This is a genomic window from uncultured Aquitalea sp., from assembly GCF_945957525.1.
Lineage (GTDB): Bacteria > Pseudomonadota > Gammaproteobacteria > Burkholderiales > Chromobacteriaceae > Aquitalea.
Genome location: NZ_CAMFLA010000007.1, coordinates 75,701 through 91,533, shown reverse-complemented (window position 1 = coordinate 91,533; position 15,833 = coordinate 75,701). Strand labels below are relative to the sequence as shown.

Annotated in this window: 12 protein-coding genes; 8 read left to right on the top strand and 4 right to left on the bottom strand. The window is 63.5% G+C overall.

Features of this window, described 5'->3' with window-relative positions; all coding sequences use genetic code 11:
* Positions 1-8: 8 nt before the first annotated feature.
* On the bottom strand, positions 9-1,901 hold the full coding sequence (locus Q0P52_RS08455) for an NAD(P)-binding protein (protein WP_293760604.1): 1,893 nt from the start codon (positions 1,899-1,901) through the stop codon (positions 9-11).
* 135 nt (positions 1,902-2,036) lie between these two features.
* On the opposite strand from Q0P52_RS08455, the gene Q0P52_RS08450 reads away from it, so the two are divergent.
* Both Q0P52_RS08450 and Q0P52_RS08445 read left to right on the top strand, forming a co-directional pair.
* Positions 2,037-2,954 carry an alpha/beta fold hydrolase gene (locus tag Q0P52_RS08450; protein WP_293760601.1) on the top strand — a complete coding sequence of 306 codons (918 nt, stop codon included), beginning with the start codon at positions 2,037-2,039 and terminating at the stop codon, positions 2,952-2,954.
* Between the two features lie 51 nt (positions 2,955-3,005).
* A complete protein-coding gene (locus tag Q0P52_RS08445; RefSeq protein WP_293760598.1) occupies positions 3,006-3,467 on the top strand; it encodes a GNAT family N-acetyltransferase in 462 nt (153 codons plus the stop codon).
* Between the two features lie 31 nt (positions 3,468-3,498).
* On the opposite strand, the gene Q0P52_RS08440 is transcribed toward Q0P52_RS08445, so the two are convergent.
* Positions 3,499-4,737 (bottom strand): NADH:flavin oxidoreductase/NADH oxidase family protein, encoded by a 1,239-nt coding sequence (locus tag Q0P52_RS08440; RefSeq protein ID WP_293760596.1) that lies wholly within the window; start codon positions 4,735-4,737, stop codon positions 3,499-3,501.
* A gap of 236 nt (positions 4,738-4,973) precedes the next feature.
* On the opposite strand from Q0P52_RS08440, the gene Q0P52_RS08435 reads away from it, so the two are divergent.
* The gene (locus Q0P52_RS08435) at positions 4,974-5,393 is read left to right on the top strand and encodes a MerR family transcriptional regulator (protein ID WP_293760594.1); all 420 of its coding nucleotides are present in this window, start codon (positions 4,974-4,976) and stop codon (positions 5,391-5,393) included.
* Positions 5,394-5,436: 43 nt separating this feature from the next.
* Here Q0P52_RS08435 and Q0P52_RS08430 read toward each other — a convergent pair whose 3' ends face one another.
* Together Q0P52_RS08430 and pyk are read right to left on the bottom strand one after the other, a co-directional pair.
* Entirely contained in the window at positions 5,437-7,617 is a 2,181-nt protein-coding gene (locus tag Q0P52_RS08430; RefSeq protein WP_293760591.1) for a methyl-accepting chemotaxis protein, read from the bottom strand.
* 387 nt (positions 7,618-8,004) lie between these two features.
* On the bottom strand, positions 8,005-9,414 hold the full coding sequence (pyk, locus tag Q0P52_RS08425; protein WP_293760589.1) for a pyruvate kinase: 1,410 nt from the start codon (positions 9,412-9,414) through the stop codon (positions 8,005-8,007).
* Positions 9,415-10,000: 586 nt separating this feature from the next.
* Here pyk and glpK point away from each other — a divergent pair.
* From glpK to Q0P52_RS08400, 5 genes are all read left to right on the top strand, one after another.
* Positions 10,001-11,497: a glycerol kinase GlpK gene (gene glpK, locus Q0P52_RS08420; protein ID WP_293760586.1), complete on the top strand. Its 1,497-nt coding sequence runs from the start codon at positions 10,001-10,003 to the stop codon at positions 11,495-11,497.
* Between the two features lie 98 nt (positions 11,498-11,595).
* Positions 11,596-12,300, top strand: coding sequence for an MIP/aquaporin family protein (locus Q0P52_RS08415; protein WP_293760583.1), 705 nt, complete (start codon positions 11,596-11,598; stop codon positions 12,298-12,300).
* 237 nt (positions 12,301-12,537) lie between these two features.
* Entirely contained in the window at positions 12,538-14,064 is a 1,527-nt protein-coding gene (gene glpD, locus Q0P52_RS08410) for a glycerol-3-phosphate dehydrogenase (protein ID WP_293760581.1), read from the top strand.
* An 84-nt stretch (positions 14,065-14,148) separates the two neighbouring features.
* Positions 14,149-14,898, top strand: a complete 750-nt coding sequence (locus tag Q0P52_RS08405) for an AraC family transcriptional regulator (RefSeq protein WP_293760578.1) — start codon at positions 14,149-14,151, stop codon at positions 14,896-14,898.
* Positions 14,899-14,942: 44 nt separating this feature from the next.
* Positions 14,943-15,827, top strand: coding sequence for an EamA family transporter (locus Q0P52_RS08400; protein WP_293760575.1), 885 nt, complete (start codon positions 14,943-14,945; stop codon positions 15,825-15,827).
* Positions 15,828-15,833: the final 6 nt, after the last annotated feature.

The following is a 15,833-nucleotide window of genomic DNA, read 5'->3' as shown; positions in this document are numbered from 1 at the left end:
GGCCGGCATCAGACGCGCTTGAGCTCTTGCACCGCGCGCCAGGCGGCGTCTATCGCTGCGTCGGTGTAGGCGCGGCCGGTGGCGTCGGCATTGGCGATGGCGATGCGGCCATGGCGTTTGCTGGCCAGTTGCCAGGCGGGGCGGCCTTTGTACATGGCGTCTTCGTAGGTGTAGCCGTGCGGCCAGCGGTTGACGGTGATGGCGGCAATGTCCCGCTCGGCGTCAAAGCCGTAAGGGCCGTACATGGCGGCCAGTTGCTGGCGGATGCGGGTTTCATAGGTGGCGAAGTCGGTGCCGAGGATGTCGGCCCGGCCCTGGCGCAGCAGGTCTTCCACGCTGCCGTCGGCCAAGGGAGGGCAGGGCATGCGCGACAGGAACAAGGTGATGGGTTTGTCCGGCGAGCGGTCGGGCTGGTAGTTGCCCATGCTGACTGGAAAATCCATCTGCACGAACTGGAAGTAGGAGCCGGGGCAGTAGGCGGCGGCCACGCCGCTTTGCTTGATGGCGTGCCAGCGACGCAAGGCCACTTGTACAGTGAGCAGCGGCATCTTGATGTTGGCGCGCATGGCGGCTTTCTGTTCCGCGCCCAGGCTGGGAATGATGTGCGCCGCCATCATGTGCCAACCGGCCATGACGGTATGGCGGGCGCGCGCTTCATGGAGTTTGCCCTGGTTCACGTATTGCACCGCCGTGCCATTGCCGACGTTGTCGGCTTTAACCGCCAGGCTGGAGAGGCGCAAACGCACCGGCTGGCCGGGCTGGTCAAGCCGGCTGTAGTCAAAGCGGGCGGTGAGGCAGGTTTCGGGGCTGCTGAAGCTGGCCAGCGAGGGGATGAGCCGGCGCGCCAGCAGGCGGGCCAGCGTGGCGTTGCCGTCGGGGAAGTGATAGACGTAGGCGTCGCCTTCGTCATCCTCGTCATCGGGCAATAGCGAGTCGTCGTCCAGCAGTCGCGCCAGGGTTTTGCCGTCCGGCAAACCGGGCAGGCCGCCTTCTTGCGCCAGCGGCAGCGATACGCCGTTGCCGCCCAGCGCGGCTTCTTCCGCCAGGCTCATGGACAGCAGTTTGAGCAGCGCCGGGTCACGCACTTGATACACCGTTTGCAGGAAAGCAACGTAGCGCCCCTGGTAGAAGCGTTTTTCACCGGCGTCGCCGCTGAAATGGGCGACGGCTTTTTTCGAGCCGGCCAGCACCTCGCGCAGCTTGTTGCGTTGGGCGGGGGTAAGCGGCGCGGCGGCCAGCGTGTCGCGAAAGGCGGGCGGCGTCTGCAGCCCGGGCAGCCATTGGCGGATGTCTCTGGCGGCCTGTCCCTGTGTGGGCGGGCTGCTCTTGATCAGGGCGTGGCGGCCGTAGTCCGCCGCATCGTAAAACACCCCGGCGGTGAGCTGATGTTGGCCGAAGAAGTCTATGTCGTAGGCGTCTTCCAGCCGGGTGAGGCTGATGCCCAGCTCCTTGAGCAGCGCCAGCGCTTCCTTGCTGTAGGCGGAGGGGGTGTCGAAGGACTGGGTACCGCCATAGCTCAGGTAGCGCTGGCCATCGACCGTGAATTCGTTGCGACGGGCGTGGCCGCCGAAGTCGTCATGATTGTCCAGAAGCAGGATGCGGGCGTCCGCCTTGATCTGGCTGCGATAGAAATGCGCCGCCGACAGGCCGCTGATGCCCGCGCCGATCACGATGAGGTCGTATTGTTCCGGCGGGGCGGCGAGCGGGCCGAAATCGCGCTGGCCGGCCCAGGCCAGGTTGTGCGCCAGTTCGAAGGAGCCGGGCTGCGAGCCGCGCAGGCCGGTAAGGGCGGGCGGGTACGGGGCATCGCTGGCGGCAAGAGCGCTGGTGGGTTTGAGGGCGCTGGCTGCGCCCAGCAGGGCGATGCCGTTGAGAAAGTCGCGGCGGGTAATGTTCGGCATGTCGGTCTCGTGCGGAATGAGGCGGCTGGCCGGCCGCGAGTGCTAATGTACTGATTCGGTGAGCGCATCGCCAGCTTGCGCTGCACCTGCGCGCATCATGCTAGAGTCATGATTTTGCCGCCGGATATCTCTTTCATGCGCGCCATGGTCCTGTTGCTGCTGACTTTACTGTCCCCTGCCGGATTTGCCGCCGGCGTAAACGCCTCTGCCGCCGCAACCGGGCAGAGCGCCATTCCGGAGGCCGGCAAGTACCCCATCCCCGTTACTGGCGCAGGGCAGCCGGATTCAATCCTGAACATGGTGACGCTGGTGTATCTGCCCGCGCAGGGCCAGCCGCCTTATCCGGTGCTGGTGTTTTCCCATGGCAGGGCTGGTTCGCAGGCGGAGCGGCTGAAGTTGAGCTACCCGGTGAGCAAGTCGCAAATCGCCTACTGGACTGGCAAGGGCTTTGCCGTAGTGGCGCCCATCCGGCCGGGTTATGGCGAAACCGGCGGGCAGGACCAGGAGTCGAGCGGGCAGTATTACGGTACGCACGGCGAGTGCGGCGACGAAAAACGGCTGGATTATCATGCGGCCGAAGCGCAAGTGGTTAAAGTGACGCAGGCCGCGCTGGACTGGGTAAAGACGCAGCCCTGGGCGCGTCCGAGCAGCATTGTGCTGGCAGGGCAATCCATGGGCGGCTTCACCAGTGCCGCCGTGGCGGCGACGCGCCCCGAGGGGGTGGCCGGCTACATCAATTTTGCCGGCGGCAGCGGCGGCAATCCGGAGCGCTCGCCCGGCCGCATGTGTCACCCGGAAGCCTTGCAGGCCATGTTTGCCGAGTGGGGCAAGCGCACCCGCATGCCCAGCTTGTGGATCTACGCGGAAAACGACCAGTACTGGGGGCCGGAAGCGCCGGTGGCCTGGCATGCGGCGTTCAGCGCCGGCGGCAGCCCGACGCGCTTGGTACACGCGCCGCCAGTGCCGGACGGCGACGGGCATGGTTTGAGCCGGCACGCGGCGCGTTACTGGTCGGGCTGGCTAGATGAGTTTCTGGCCACCATCGGCTATTGATTGCTGGTGTACAAGCTTGGCCGAAGGCGGGCCATGCATCTGGGAGCAAACATGGGCGATGCGATTCGAGTGAGAGCGGTGGTAGAGGCGGACTATGCCGCCTGGCGACCATTATGGGATGGCTATAACCGTTTTTATGGCCGGTACGACGCCACCGCGCTGGATGACAACATCACCGCGCAAACCTGGGCGCGGTTTTTTGCGCCGGCGGAACCGCTGGCGGCCTTGGTGGCCGAGGCGAAAGGCCGCGTGGCGGGGCTGGCGCATATTGTTTTTCATCGCAGCACTACCCGCCTGGAAGATGTGTGTTATCTGCAGGACCTCTATACCGATGAAACCGCGCGCGGGCAGGGAATAGGCCGCGCCTTGATCGAGGCGGTATGCGCCATGGCGCAAGCCGCCGGCTGCCGTCGGGTTTACTGGCAAACGCATGAAAGCAATCAGGCCGGGCGCGCGCTGTACGACAAACTGGCGCAGCACAAGGGTTTCATCGTTTACAGCCGGGAGTGGTAGGCATTTGCCCGGCGCGGGCTTGAGGCTGTGTTCAATGCCCGGCGGCTTGCGCTTGCATCCAGCGCCGGTACTGGCGCGTTTTGCGTTGGGTATCCCACTGCTGACACAGCAGGGCAAGCGCCGGCCACACTCGCGGCTGGGTGGTTTGGCCCCGGCTGAGTCGCAACAGCTGGTATTTCACCATTGCCATATAGCCTATCGAGGCCAGTACCTTGTTTTTCCAGGTGATGGCGCGCAATTGCGGCGCAAAGGCGGGGGTGCGACGCCAGCGCGCCGGCAGGTCCGGGCTGATGGCCAGCGCGGTGGCCATGCCGGTCACCGCCACGCCGCTTTGCAATACCTGCTCCGCCACGGCATAGCGGCGGATGCCCCCGGTCACCATCAACGGCATCCGCGCCACGGTGGCGATGTCTTGGGCAAACTCCAGAAAATAGGCTTCCCGCGCCAGCGTGCGGCCGTCGCGAGCCTGGCCGTGCATGGCGGGCGCTTCGTAGCTGCCGCCCGAGAGTTCGACCAGATCCACCCCCAAAGGGTTGAGCCAGGCCACCACTTGTCTGGCGTCAGCGGCGCTGAAGCCGCCGCGCTGGAAATCAGCCGAGTTGAGTTTGACTGATACGGCAAAGCCCGCGCCGCAGGCCTTGCGCACTTCTCGCACAATCTCCAGCAGCAAGCGCGCGCGGTTTTCCAGACTGCCGCCCCAGCGGTCGTTGCGCTGGTTGGTGAGCGGGGAGAGAAACTGGCTGAGCAGGTAGCCATGTGCGGCATGGATCTGCACGCCGTTGAAGCCGAATTGCTCCGCCAGCTGCGCGGTGCGGACAAAGCGGGACGTCACCTCGTCGATGTCGGTCTCGCTCATGGCGCGCGGCGCGGCAAACTGGCGGGAGAAGTTACCCAGATCCATCGGTACGACCGAAGGCGCCAGCGTGGGCTGGCCCAGCGCCGCCGGCATTTGCCGGCCGGGGTGATTGATCTGCATCCACACCTGCGCGCCGTGCGAGCGGGCAGCGGCGGCCCAGGCGGCAAAACGTTGGCCGAAGCGCCCTGATTCCAGCACCACCCCGCCCGGGCCGGTCATGGCGCGGCGGTCTACCATGACATTGCCGGTGATGAGCAGACCAGCGCCGCCCTCGGCCCAGGTCTGATACAGGCGGATCAGCGCGTCGGAAGGCGCGTGTTGCGGGTCGGCCATGTTTTCTTCCATGGCGGCTTTGGCAAGGCGGTTGGCCAGTTGACTGCCATTGGGCAGCGTGAGGGGGGAAAAGGGCGTCATGGCGCGGTTCTCGGCAGGTGATACCCGCACGATAAGGTTAAAGTTCGCTTGAAGGTCAAGCGCGGTCGCGCCACGGCAAAAGCGTTATGACGCGCAGTGTTCAGGGCGTTGACATTAAGGCGAGCTTGAAGCTTAGCATGGCTTGCTGCGGCAACCGGGCGACAGCGTAAAGCCTGGGTTCGGGCATGCCTTGGCTGGCGCGGCTGCCCGGGGGCGGACAGGCAAAAGGAAGCGGCATGAAAATAGGCGAACTGGCAAAACGCAGCGGGTTGGCGGCATCGGCCATCCGCTTTTATGAAAGCAAGGGTCTGCTGAAGGCGGCTAGCAGACAGAGCAATGGCTATCGGGATTACCCGCCGGAAGCGCTGTCCTTGTTGAGCATCATCATGGATGCGCAGCAAGCCGGCTTTACGCTGGATGAAATCAAGCGCCTGTTGCCGACGGATGCCGCCGTCTGGCGGCATGCCGAGCTGATGACCGCCTTGCGGGACAAGGTGGCGGATATCGAGGTGCTGGAGGCGAGGCTGGCGCAAAGCAAGGCGCACATCCAGTCGCTGATGGCGCTGATTGACGCGAAACCCGACGATATGGACTGCCAGGCCAATGCCGCTCGCGTCTTGGCCAGCCTGGGGGCGGGTCGCGAGCAGCCGGACTGAGGTTGGCCGAAGGAAGGGCCAGCCGTGGCGTTGGAATGACCGCTTATTTCAAGCGGTATTGCGAGACGATGCTTTGCATCTCGGCCACAAGATGGTTGAGGCTTTGCGCGGTTTCGTTTGTGGTGAGCACGACCTGTCCGGTTTGGCGGGCGTTATCCGAGATGCCGCTGACCTCGTCGGACAAGCCGAGGCAGCTTTGTTGCTGCGTATTGACGCTGTGGCTCATGGCGGCCACCAGCTGCAGCATCTGGTCTGATTGCGCCCGGATCTGATTCATGGCCGCGCTGGCCTGCCCCACGCTGTCCAGGCCGGTGGAGACACGTTCTTCCACTTGGCGGATATCGCCAACACTGGTGGCCACCTGGCTGCGGATGGACTGGACGATATTGTCGATTTCACTGGTGGAGCTGCTGGTGCTGTCCGCCAGCTTGCGCACCTCGTCAGCCACCACGGCAAAGCCGCGTCCGGCTTCTCCGGCGCGGGCCGCTTCAATGGCCGCATTCAGCGCCAGCAGATTGGTTTGCGCGGCCAGCGATTCGATGACACCGACAATCTGGGTGATTTTCTCGCTCGAGTGTTCCAGCCCGTCCAGGCAAGCGGCGGTCTTGTTGACGGAGGAGGCGACGTTCTGGATGTCGCGATGCACCTCTTGCAGCATGGCATCGTTGTCGCGCGCGGTTTGCGCAGAGGAAACCATCAGCATGCGGGCCTCTTCGCCACGCAGGGAAATGTCCTGCATGGCGTGACTCAGTTCGCCCAGTTCGCGGTCGATATGCGATGAACTCTTGTTGCCGGCATCGGAAAAGTGAGACAGCCGCTGCGCCGAGTCCTGCATGTGATGGCTGGCGTCGCGCAAGCGCAGCGTGCTCTCTTCCACCCCTTGCATGTGTTTCTGCAATACGGACAGCAGCCTGTTGAGGGCCTCGGCCGTTCTGGCCACCTTGGGGCTGTCCGTTTCGCTGACGCGTATGGTGAGGTCGAAACTGGTGGCCACAGCGGTGATGGTTTTTTCGATCCGGCGCAAATCGCGGATTTCAATCCCGGAGCGGTGTCTGCGCCATACCGCGAACAGGCTGGCGGCCAGCAAGGCGGCCCAGATGCCCGCCAGGGTGGTGAGTCGTTCGTGATGCGTTTGGCGCACGCCGGCCAGCGCTTTGTCCAGCATGGCCGGGGACAAGTAGTAAGACAAAACCCATGGGCTGTCGCTGTGAACCTGCAGCTTGCGATCGATGAGACTGCCGCCCTGCTGCTGAACCGACTCCGGGTGCTTTAGCACGCCGTCCAGCTCGGCATTGCGCCGGTCGTAAATGCGAATGCCGCGTTCCGGATTGCTCAGCACAAAGGTGCCGGGCTCGGCGGGCATCTTGAAGCCGATCTTGTTGGCTTCTTCCTTGTCTTTCGGGGTCAGCACCAGAAATGGCACGTCGAGCAATGCGGCCTCAAAGGCGTTGGCGCGGATGATGGAGGAAATGACGCCGGACATGCGGTTTTCCGCGTTGTACACCGGGACGGAATACAACATGCCGCGCGCATCGTACACATTGCACAGCTTGATCGAGTAGTACTGCTTGTTGTCGCAGGTACGCATGATGGGCGAGGTAGCGGCCGGAATGTCATCCAGCGACTTGAAGGTGAAGCCGGGATAACTCGCTTGCAGCTGGGCCATCTGCTTTGGAAAGTAACTGTATTCCTCGTCTTCCACTTCCTTGGGTTTGTCCGGGTCTTTGGACTCGGGCTCGTCGGGTTCTTTTTCGCCGGGCGTCAGATGCACGGTGTCAAACATGAAAAACGGAACCTGCCCCTTGCCGGCGTCCAGGCCGAGCATGACGCCATACACTTCGGAAACACTGGCCTTGGTGGCCAGGTTATTGAAAATTTGCTGGACAGTATTGAAGGCGTCTGCCGAGAAACGGTGTTCGGCAACGATATCCTGTTTGTCGTCCGTCCGGTTGCCGCCATTGATGGCGCGTACGCTGGGCAGCAGGCTGATGGTACGGATGTTCTGGTACATGGCATTGAAAATGCCTTCAATGGCGGCTTGCTTGCTTGTCAGCAGGTGATTCGCCTGCTGATCAATGACGAGCTTGCGCGATGCCGCCAGATCCGTCTGCAATTTTGAGTCCAGCCAGGCATAGCCTGCAGCCCCGCCCAACAGGAAGATCCCGCTGACGGCGGCGCATTTCGCCGTCAAGCCAATGAGCTTGCCCTTACCCTTGAGCGGCATGGTATTACCCCTTGAGTTACCTGCTCTGCACGGAGATTTTTGTTTATGGCTTGCCGGCGGGGCGAGGGAAAGCCCCTCTTGGCGGTGCGAAAAAACACGACGCCGACAGCTTGTTGATAGCCGACAAATTATGTTGCGGCAATAACTGTCGAGAGTGCGGATATTGCTTTGGGAGGGTGAAAGGGCGGCGTGCAATGGCTTGAAACAAGCTGTTGTGGCTTAAATTCACCCTTGCAGGGTCAGGATTCGCCGGGATGGAAACAGGCTGGCTGACGGCATTGGCAAGACGTCGGCTGGAACAGCATCAAGGCCGCCCATGGGCGGCCTTGATGTTTTGGCGTAGCTACCCGCGCCGGCATGGAAGCAGCCGGCGGCGGGGCTGGGCGATCAGGGGTAGACGATGCGCAGCAGGTTGGTGGCGCCAGGGGTGCCGAAAGGCACGCCGGCGATAATCACCATCGGCTTGCCTTGCTCGGCCAGGCCGAGTTTGGTGGCGCAGAACGTGGTTTTTACCACCATGTCTTCCAGGTTTTCCGCATCCGGGCCGTTGTAGGCCACCACACCCCAAACCAGCGTCAGGCGGCGTGCGGTATCCAGCCGGGGCGAGATGCCCATGATGGGGGTGGATGGCCGCTCGCGCGCCAGCCGCAGGCAGGTGGAGCCGCTGGTGGTAAAGGCTGCGGAGACGGTGACAGGCAGCAGCGAGGCCACCTTGCGCACGCAGGCGGCAATGGCGTCGGCCTGATCCGGCGCGTCGGCGGCGCTGTGGTCCAGCGACATCACTTTGCGGTAGTCCGGCGCGCCTTCCACGCGGCGTATCACGCGGTCCATGATTTGCACGGCTTCCACCGGGTAGCTGCCGGCGGCGGTTTCGGCCGACAACATGACCGCGTCTGCCCCTTCGTACACGGCGGTGGCCACGTCATTGGCTTCAGCGCGAGTGGGGGTGGGCGAGGAAATCATGGATTCCAGCATCTGGGTGGCCACGATGACCGGACGGCCCAGGTGGCGGCACTGGTGCACGATGCGCCGCTGTACCACCGGCACGTCCTCCGTGGGCAGTTCCACGCCCAGATCGCCGCGCGCCACCATCACCGCGTCGGCCAATTCGGCAATGGCTTCCAGTTGGTCCACGGCGGACGGTTTCTCGATCTTCACCACAATGCCTACCGAGTTGCCGATCAGGCTGCGCAGTTCGCGCACGTCCTCGGCGGTTTGCACAAAGGACAACGCAATCCATTCCGTCCCTTCGCTGAGGGCAAAGGCGACATCCTTGCGGTCTTTTTCGGTGATGGCGGACAAGGGCAGCAGGGTTTGCGGCAGGTTGAAGCCCTTACGGTCGGACAGTTCACCGCCCACCACTACGCGGGTGTGAATGGTGTGGCCGTCAACGTGTTCCACGTGGAACGACAGTTTGCCGTCGTTCACCAGAATGTGATGGCCCGGCTGCAAGGCGCCGAAGGCTTCCGGGTGCGGCAGGGTCACCTGGGTAGCGTCGCCGTCCACCGGGTCCAGCACAAAGCGGAAGGGTTGGCCGTTGAATACCGAAACCGGGCCTTCCTTGAAGGTGCCGATACGCAGCTTGGGGCCTTGCAGGTCCATCAGCACGCCGATGGGACGGCCCAGCGTGGCCTCCGCCTGCCGAATGGCGGAGAGGCGGGCACGGTGGTCATCGTGGCTGCCATGGCTCATGTTGAGGCGAAACACGTTCACCCCGGCGCGGGCGAGGGCGAGGATCTGGTCCGGCGCGCTGGACGCGGGGCCGAGGGTGGCGACGATCTTGGTGTTGCGAAGCATGGGGGTCCTTTCTGGCGGCAGGGTCTCCAGCCTGCCTCGACGCCCCGCGCCGGCATGGACGAGGGGCGGATTCTGGTGTGTTTTCTGCATGCTGCCATAACTGCAATGTAGTGGCTTGACTACTCCGCGGCTTGTTTGACCTGATGCGGCGAGCAGCGGCTCAGTCGATATGAGTATGGAAAATCATGCTTGGTTAATGTACGATTTTTTGCTTTTTTGTTGCGATTTTGCCGCGTTTTCAAAGTGCTGGCTGTGTTTTTAAATGCTGCCATGCAGCATGGTGCGTGGCCCTTGTCAGACAAGGATTTAAGCCGCTTCCTTTGTGCGTTGCGGATGACGACTGCGTAAAATGAAGCGTCATTACTACCAGATTACAGCGGTGATCACTTGTCGCAGAATGCCATGTCAATTGACAGAACCCGACCGCAATTTAGAATTGCACGAAAATAAAACGAACAAATAACAACAAAAATGCAAACCACAACGCGCAGCAACAAGGGCGCGATGGGGATTGCCGTACCTACCAGACAGCAAAAAAAGCAGCGCTCAGGCTTTACGCCATTTCGATTGCAAAGGAGACACCCTCATGAACGACAAACTCGTCCTCGCTCTGGACCAGGGCACCACCAGTTCGCGTGCCATCCTGTTCAATCAGGCCGGCGACATTGTTTCCCTGGCCCAGAAAGAATTTCGCCAGATTTATCCCCAGCCGGGCTGGGTTGAGCACGATCCGCTGGAAATCTGGGGCGGCCAGGCGGGCGTAGCCGCCGAAGTCGTGGCCAAAGCCGGCATTGATGGCCGCAGCATCGCCGCCATCGGCATCACCAACCAGCGGGAAACCACCATCGTGTGGGACCGTGAAACCGGGCACCCGGTCTACAACGCCATCGTCTGGCAGGATCGCCGCACCGCCGGCTTTTGCGACGAATTGAAAGAGCGCGGTCTGGCGGACGCCATCCGCGCCAAGACCGGTCTGCTGGTGGACGCCTACTTCTCCGGCAGCAAGATCAAATGGATCTTGGACAACGTGCCCGGCGCGCGCGAACGCGCCCAGCAAGGCAAGCTTGCCTTCGGCACGGTGGACAGCTGGCTGATCTGGAACTTCACCCACGGCAAGGTGCACGTCACCGACGTATCCAACGCCTCGCGCACCATGCTGTTCAACATTCATACCCTGCAGTGGGATGCCGAGCTGCTGGACATCATGGGCATTCCGGTCAGCATGCTGCCGGCGGTGAAAAGCTCCAGCGAGGTGTACGGCCATACCCATGCCGCGCATCTGGGCGTGGAGATTCCCATTGCCGGCGTGGCGGGCGACCAGCAGGCCGCGCTCTTCGGCCAACAGTGCACCCAGCCGGGCATGGTGAAGAACACCTATGGCACCGGCTGCTTCATGATGATGAACACCGGCGACAAGCCGATTTCCTCCTCCAACAACCTGCTGACCACCATTGCCTGGCAACTGGACGGCAAGGTGCAGTACGCGCTGGAAGGCTCCATCTTCATTGGCGGCGCGGTGGTGAAATGGCTGCGCGACGGTCTCGGCATCATCCGTCACTCGGCCGATGTGGGCCCGCTGGCGCAGGAAGTGGACAGCAGCGACGGGGTGTACCTGGTGCCGGCCTTTGCCGGTCTGGGCGCGCCGCACTGGAACCCGAATGCGCGCGGCACCATCGTCGGCGCCACCCTGGGCACCCGCGCCGCGCATATTGCCCGCGCCGCGCTGGACAGCATCGCCTACCAGACCATGGATGTGCTCAAGGCCATGGAGGCCGACGCGGGCATGGCCATTGCCGAATTGCGCGTGGACGGCGGCGCCACGGTCAACGAACTGCTGATGCAGTTCCAGTCCGACATCCAGTCGGTGGACGTGGTGCGTCCGCGCATCACTGAAACCACCGCGCTGGGCGCGGCCTATCTGGCCGGTCTGGCGGTGGGTTACTGGCAGGGCGTGGAAGACATCCAGGGCCAGTGGCAGCTGGACCGCCGCTTCAAGCCGCAGCAGACCCCCGAAGAGGTGGCGCGGCAAGTGGCCGGCTGGAACCGCGCCGTCATGGCCGCCAAAGCCTGGGCCGACGCTTGATCGTTTGCTGAAAAACCGTTGCCCGCCGCCTCGCCCGAGGCGCGGCGGGCGGACTGTCGAACCGGGGGCCGGCGCGCCCCCGTCCCGGAGAAACAAAAATGAATCCCCTTTTTGGAGAGTTCATCGGCACTGCTTTGCTGGTGCTGTTGGGCAATGGCGTTGTCGCCAATGTGCTGTTGAAAAACACCAAGGGCCACAATAGCGGTCTGATCGTCATCGCTTTCGGCTGGGCCATGGCGGTGTTTGTCGGCGTGTTCAGCGTGGCCGCCATCAGCGGCGCGCACCTGAACCCGGCGGTGTCCGTGGCGCTGGCGGTAGCCGGCAAGTTTGCCTGGAGCAAGGTGCCGGGCTATGTGCTGGCGCAAATGCTGGGCGGCATGGCCGGCGCCTTCTTGGTATGGCTGATGTACCGCCAGCATTATGAAACCACCGACGATGCGGGACTCAAGCTGGCCACCTTCTGCACCGGGCCGGCCATCCGCAGTCTGCCGGGCAATCTCTTGTCCGAAGTGCTGGCCACATTCGTGCTGGTGTTCGCCATTCTCAGCATGGTGGCGCCCAAGCTGTCGCTGGGCGCGATGGACGCCTTGCCGGTGGCCTTGCTGGTGCTGGGCATCGGCGTGTCGCTGGGCGGCACCACCGGTTACGCCATGAGCCCGGCGCGCGACCTGGCGCCGCGCATCATGCACGCACTGTTGCCCATCCCGGGCAAGGGCGGCAGCGACTGGGGCTACAGCTGGGTGCCGGTGGTGGGCTCTTTGCTGGGCGGCACGCTGGCGGCGCTGATCTATACCAATCTGTAAGTTTGCTCCTGGTAGCCCCGCTCCGGCGGGGCCGGCAGCCACCTTCGGGTGGCTTTTTTTACGTCTTGCTTACGCGTATCGCGGAATAACGAAAATTTAATGTGGCAAAAACCCACGTTGCAGTGCATAAAACGAAAATAAACGAACATAAAATGTTGAATTGATGTTGGGCTTTGACTAAGCTCATGGCATGTACCACGCCGCCCGCGCGCGGCAGGCAATGGAAAGGCGACAGCAGTGAAACTCTACGATCTCCTGGTGATAGGCGGCGGCATCAACGGCGCGGGCATTGCCCGCGACGCGGCCGGCCGCGGCTTGTCGGTCATGCTGTGCGAGAAGGACGACCTGGCCTCGCACACTTCTTCGGCCAGCACCAAGCTGATTCATGGCGGCTTGCGCTATCTGGAGTACTACGAGTTCGGCCTGGTGCGCAAAGCGCTGCAGGAGCGGGAAGTGCTGCTGAAAGCCGCGCCGCACATCATCTGGCCGCTGCGCTTTGTCATGCCGCACGACAAGAGCCAGCGTCCGGAGTGGATGATCCGCTGCGGTCTGTTTCTCTACGATCATCTGGCGCGGCGCGAGATTCTGCCCGGCTCGGAAACCGTCAGCTTTGCCAGCCATCCGGCCGGCGGCCCGCTGAAGGCGGACTTCCGACGTGGTTTCGTCTATTCGGACGGCTGGGTGCAAGACGCCCGGCTGGTGGTGCTCAACGCCATGTCCGCGGCCGAGCATGGCGCGCGCATTGCTACGCGCACGGCCTGTGTGGCGGCGCGGCGCGACGGCGAGCACTGGGTGTGCACGCTGGAGAAAGCGGGCGGGGAGCGTGAAGAAGTACGCGCCTGCGCCGTAGTGAACGCCGCCGGCCCGTGGGTGGAGAGCCTGCTCAAGGACACGCTGGGCTTGCCGTCTCCCAAATCGGTGCGGCTGGTGAAGGGCAGCCACATCGTGGTGAAGAAGCTGTTTGACCACCCTTATGCCTACATCTTCCAGAACCCGGACAAGCGCATCATTTTCGCCATTCCCTACGAGCAGGATTTCACCCTGATCGGCACCACTGACATCGAATACCACGGCGACCCCGGTCAGGTGGCGATAGACGGCGATGAAATCGCCTATCTGTGCCAGATGGCCAACCGCTATTTCAAGGGCAGCATCAGCCCGGCCGATGTGGTGAGCACCTATTCCGGCGTGCGTCCGCTACTGGACGACGAAGCCGCCAGCGCCGCCAGCGTTACCCGTGATTACTCGCTGGAGCTGGATGCGCAAGGCGCGCCCATGTTGTCGGTGTTTGGCGGCAAGATCACCACCTTCCGCAAGTTGGCCGAAGAGGCGGTGGATCGCCTGGCGCCGCTGCTGGGCAACAACAAGCCCAGCGGCACCGCGCAGGAAGCCTTGCCCGGCGGCGATATGGACAGTTTCGAACGCTTCCTGAATGTGCGTCGCCAGCGTTTCCCCTGGATGCCTGCGGCGCTGTTGACACGTTACGCCCGCGCCTACGGCACTCGCCTGGACACCCTGATCGGCAGCGCCACCGGGCTGGACCAGATGGGCCGTGAAGTGTTGCCCGGCGTGTATGAAGCCGAATTGAGCTATCTGGTGGATCAGGAATGGGCCACCCGCGCCGAGGATATCCTCTGGCGGCGCAGCAAGCTCAAACTGCACTTGCCGGCGCATGCGCAAAGCGTGCTGGACGACTGGATTGCGGAATATCGCGGCGGCGGCCCGCGCCTCCTGCTGGAGAAGGCCGCCGGCCGCGCTGCCTGATTTGTTGTTGCATTGTCGCTCCATTTGCCCCGCCATCCCCCGGCGGGGCATTTTTTTGCCGGTTTTTCCGGCTATCATCGCGCCATGACCGCTCCGCTCCTCCAGCCCGGGCTCAGCTTGCGCAGCTATCCCGGCGAATGTCACAGCCACCAGCATGATCACCATCAGCTGGTGTTGCCGGTGCGGGGCTGTCTGGAGCTGGAGGTGGACGGGCGCGGCGGCCGGGTGGACGCCGGCAGTCTTGCCGTCATTGAGGCGGGCGCCAGCCACGGCTTTGCCGCCAGCGGCGACAACCGTTTTCTGGTAGCCGACGTGCCGCTGTCCATGAGCGGCGCCTGGCTGGCGGCCGCGCCATTTCGCCCGCTGTCGCCGCCGCTGCAAAGCTATCTGGTTTTTCTGCGCGACATGGCCGGCCAGACCGCAACGCCCGCTTGTCAGCTGAGCATGTTGGCCTTGCTGCTGCAGCTTCTACCCGGCGGCGATGCCGCGCCGGACCCGCGCTTGCGGCGGGCTTGCGCCTGGCTGGAGGCAAGGTTGGCCGAAGACTGCAAGCTGGCCGATTTGGCCCGCGACGTGCATTTGAGTCCGCGGCAGCTCAGCGAATTGTTCCGTCGGCAACTGGGCGTGTCGCCCGGCCAGTATCTGCAAAACCTGCGCATGGACAAGGCGCGCCGCCTGCTGGAAAGCACCCGTCTGCCGGTGCAGCAAGTGGCCGAGGCTTGCGGCTACGGCAGCCTGGCCGCCTTCAGCGACCGCTTTGCCCGCCATACCGGGCAAAGCCCCACCCACTATCGCCGGCACGGCAAAACAGAGCGCCGGATCGACAAAGACTGAGCCCGTTTTTCCCGCGACACTGGGGTTTTGCCGCAGGAACATCCATGTCGCTTTCCTCTCGCACTGCCACGCTGATCGGCGCGGCGGCCATTCTCAATTGGGGCTTGCTGGCGCCGCTGACCCGCTTGGCCGGCAAGGCCGTGCCGCCTTTTCAGTTGCTGGCCATGACCTTCGCCATCGGTTTTCTGGTGACTGCCAGCGGCTGGGTGCGGCGGCCGGCTTCGCTGGCGGCGTGCCGTCAATTGCCTGCCCGCGTGTGGCTGCTGGGCATAGGCGGCCTGTTTGGCTATCACTTCTGTTATTTCCTCGCCATGCGGCAGGCGCCGGCGGTGGAAGTCAGCTTGCTGGCTTATCTCTGGCCCTTGCTCATCGTGCTGTTGTCTTCCTGCTTGCCCGGCCATGCCCTGCGTGGCGCGCATGTGGCCGGCGCGCTGTCTGCGCTGGCCGGTTGCTGGTTGTTGTTGCGTGGCGGCCAGGGCGGTTTTGACGCGCGCTATCTGTCGGGTTATGTGCTAGCGGTGGCTTGCGCGCTGATCTGGTCGGTGTATTCCGTGCTCAGCCGTCTGACAGCGGCGGCTCCTTCCGAGGCCACTGGCGGATTTTGTGCCGTCACGGCCTTGCTGGGGCTGTTTTGCCATCTGCTTTGGGAGAAGACCGTCTGGCCGGATGGCGCAGGCCAGTGGCTGGGCGTGCTGGCCCTGGGCCTGGGGCCGGTGGGCGTGGCTTTCTATTGTTGGGATGTGGGGGTCAAGCGCGGCAATCTGCCCTTGCTGGGCGTGCTGGCTTACGCAGCGCCGCTGATTTCTACCCTGTCGCTGTGCTTGATGGGAGAAACGACGGCCAGTCTGAGCTTGCTGCTGGCCTGCTTGCTGATTGTTGGCGGCGCACTGCTGACGGGGCTGGCGCGCAACCCGGCGCGGGCGGCTTGAGGCAAG

Excerpts from the sequence above, each read along its gene's own strand:
- Q0P52_RS08455 (WP_293760604.1), bottom strand. The coding sequence starts at position 1,901 with ATGCCGAACATTACCCGCCGCGACTTTCTCAACGGCATCGCCCTGCTG.
- Q0P52_RS08450 (WP_293760601.1), top strand. The coding sequence starts at position 2,037 with ATGCGCGCCATGGTCCTGTTGCTGCTGACTTTACTGTCCCCTGCCGGA.
- Q0P52_RS08445 (WP_293760598.1), top strand. The coding sequence starts at position 3,006 with ATGGGCGATGCGATTCGAGTGAGAGCGGTGGTAGAGGCGGACTATGCC.
- Q0P52_RS08440 (WP_293760596.1), bottom strand. The coding sequence starts at position 4,737 with ATGACGCCCTTTTCCCCCCTCACGCTGCCCAATGGCAGTCAACTGGCC.
- Q0P52_RS08435 (WP_293760594.1), top strand. The coding sequence starts at position 4,974 with ATGAAAATAGGCGAACTGGCAAAACGCAGCGGGTTGGCGGCATCGGCC.
- Q0P52_RS08430 (WP_293760591.1), bottom strand. The coding sequence starts at position 7,617 with ATGCCGCTCAAGGGTAAGGGCAAGCTCATTGGCTTGACGGCGAAATGC.
- pyk (WP_293760589.1), bottom strand. The coding sequence starts at position 9,414 with ATGCTTCGCAACACCAAGATCGTCGCCACCCTCGGCCCCGCGTCCAGC.
- glpK (WP_293760586.1), top strand. The coding sequence starts at position 10,001 with ATGAACGACAAACTCGTCCTCGCTCTGGACCAGGGCACCACCAGTTCG.
- Q0P52_RS08415 (WP_293760583.1), top strand. The coding sequence starts at position 11,596 with ATGAATCCCCTTTTTGGAGAGTTCATCGGCACTGCTTTGCTGGTGCTG.
- Q0P52_RS08405 (WP_293760578.1), top strand. The coding sequence starts at position 14,149 with ATGACCGCTCCGCTCCTCCAGCCCGGGCTCAGCTTGCGCAGCTATCCC.
- Q0P52_RS08400 (WP_293760575.1), top strand. The coding sequence starts at position 14,943 with ATGTCGCTTTCCTCTCGCACTGCCACGCTGATCGGCGCGGCGGCCATT.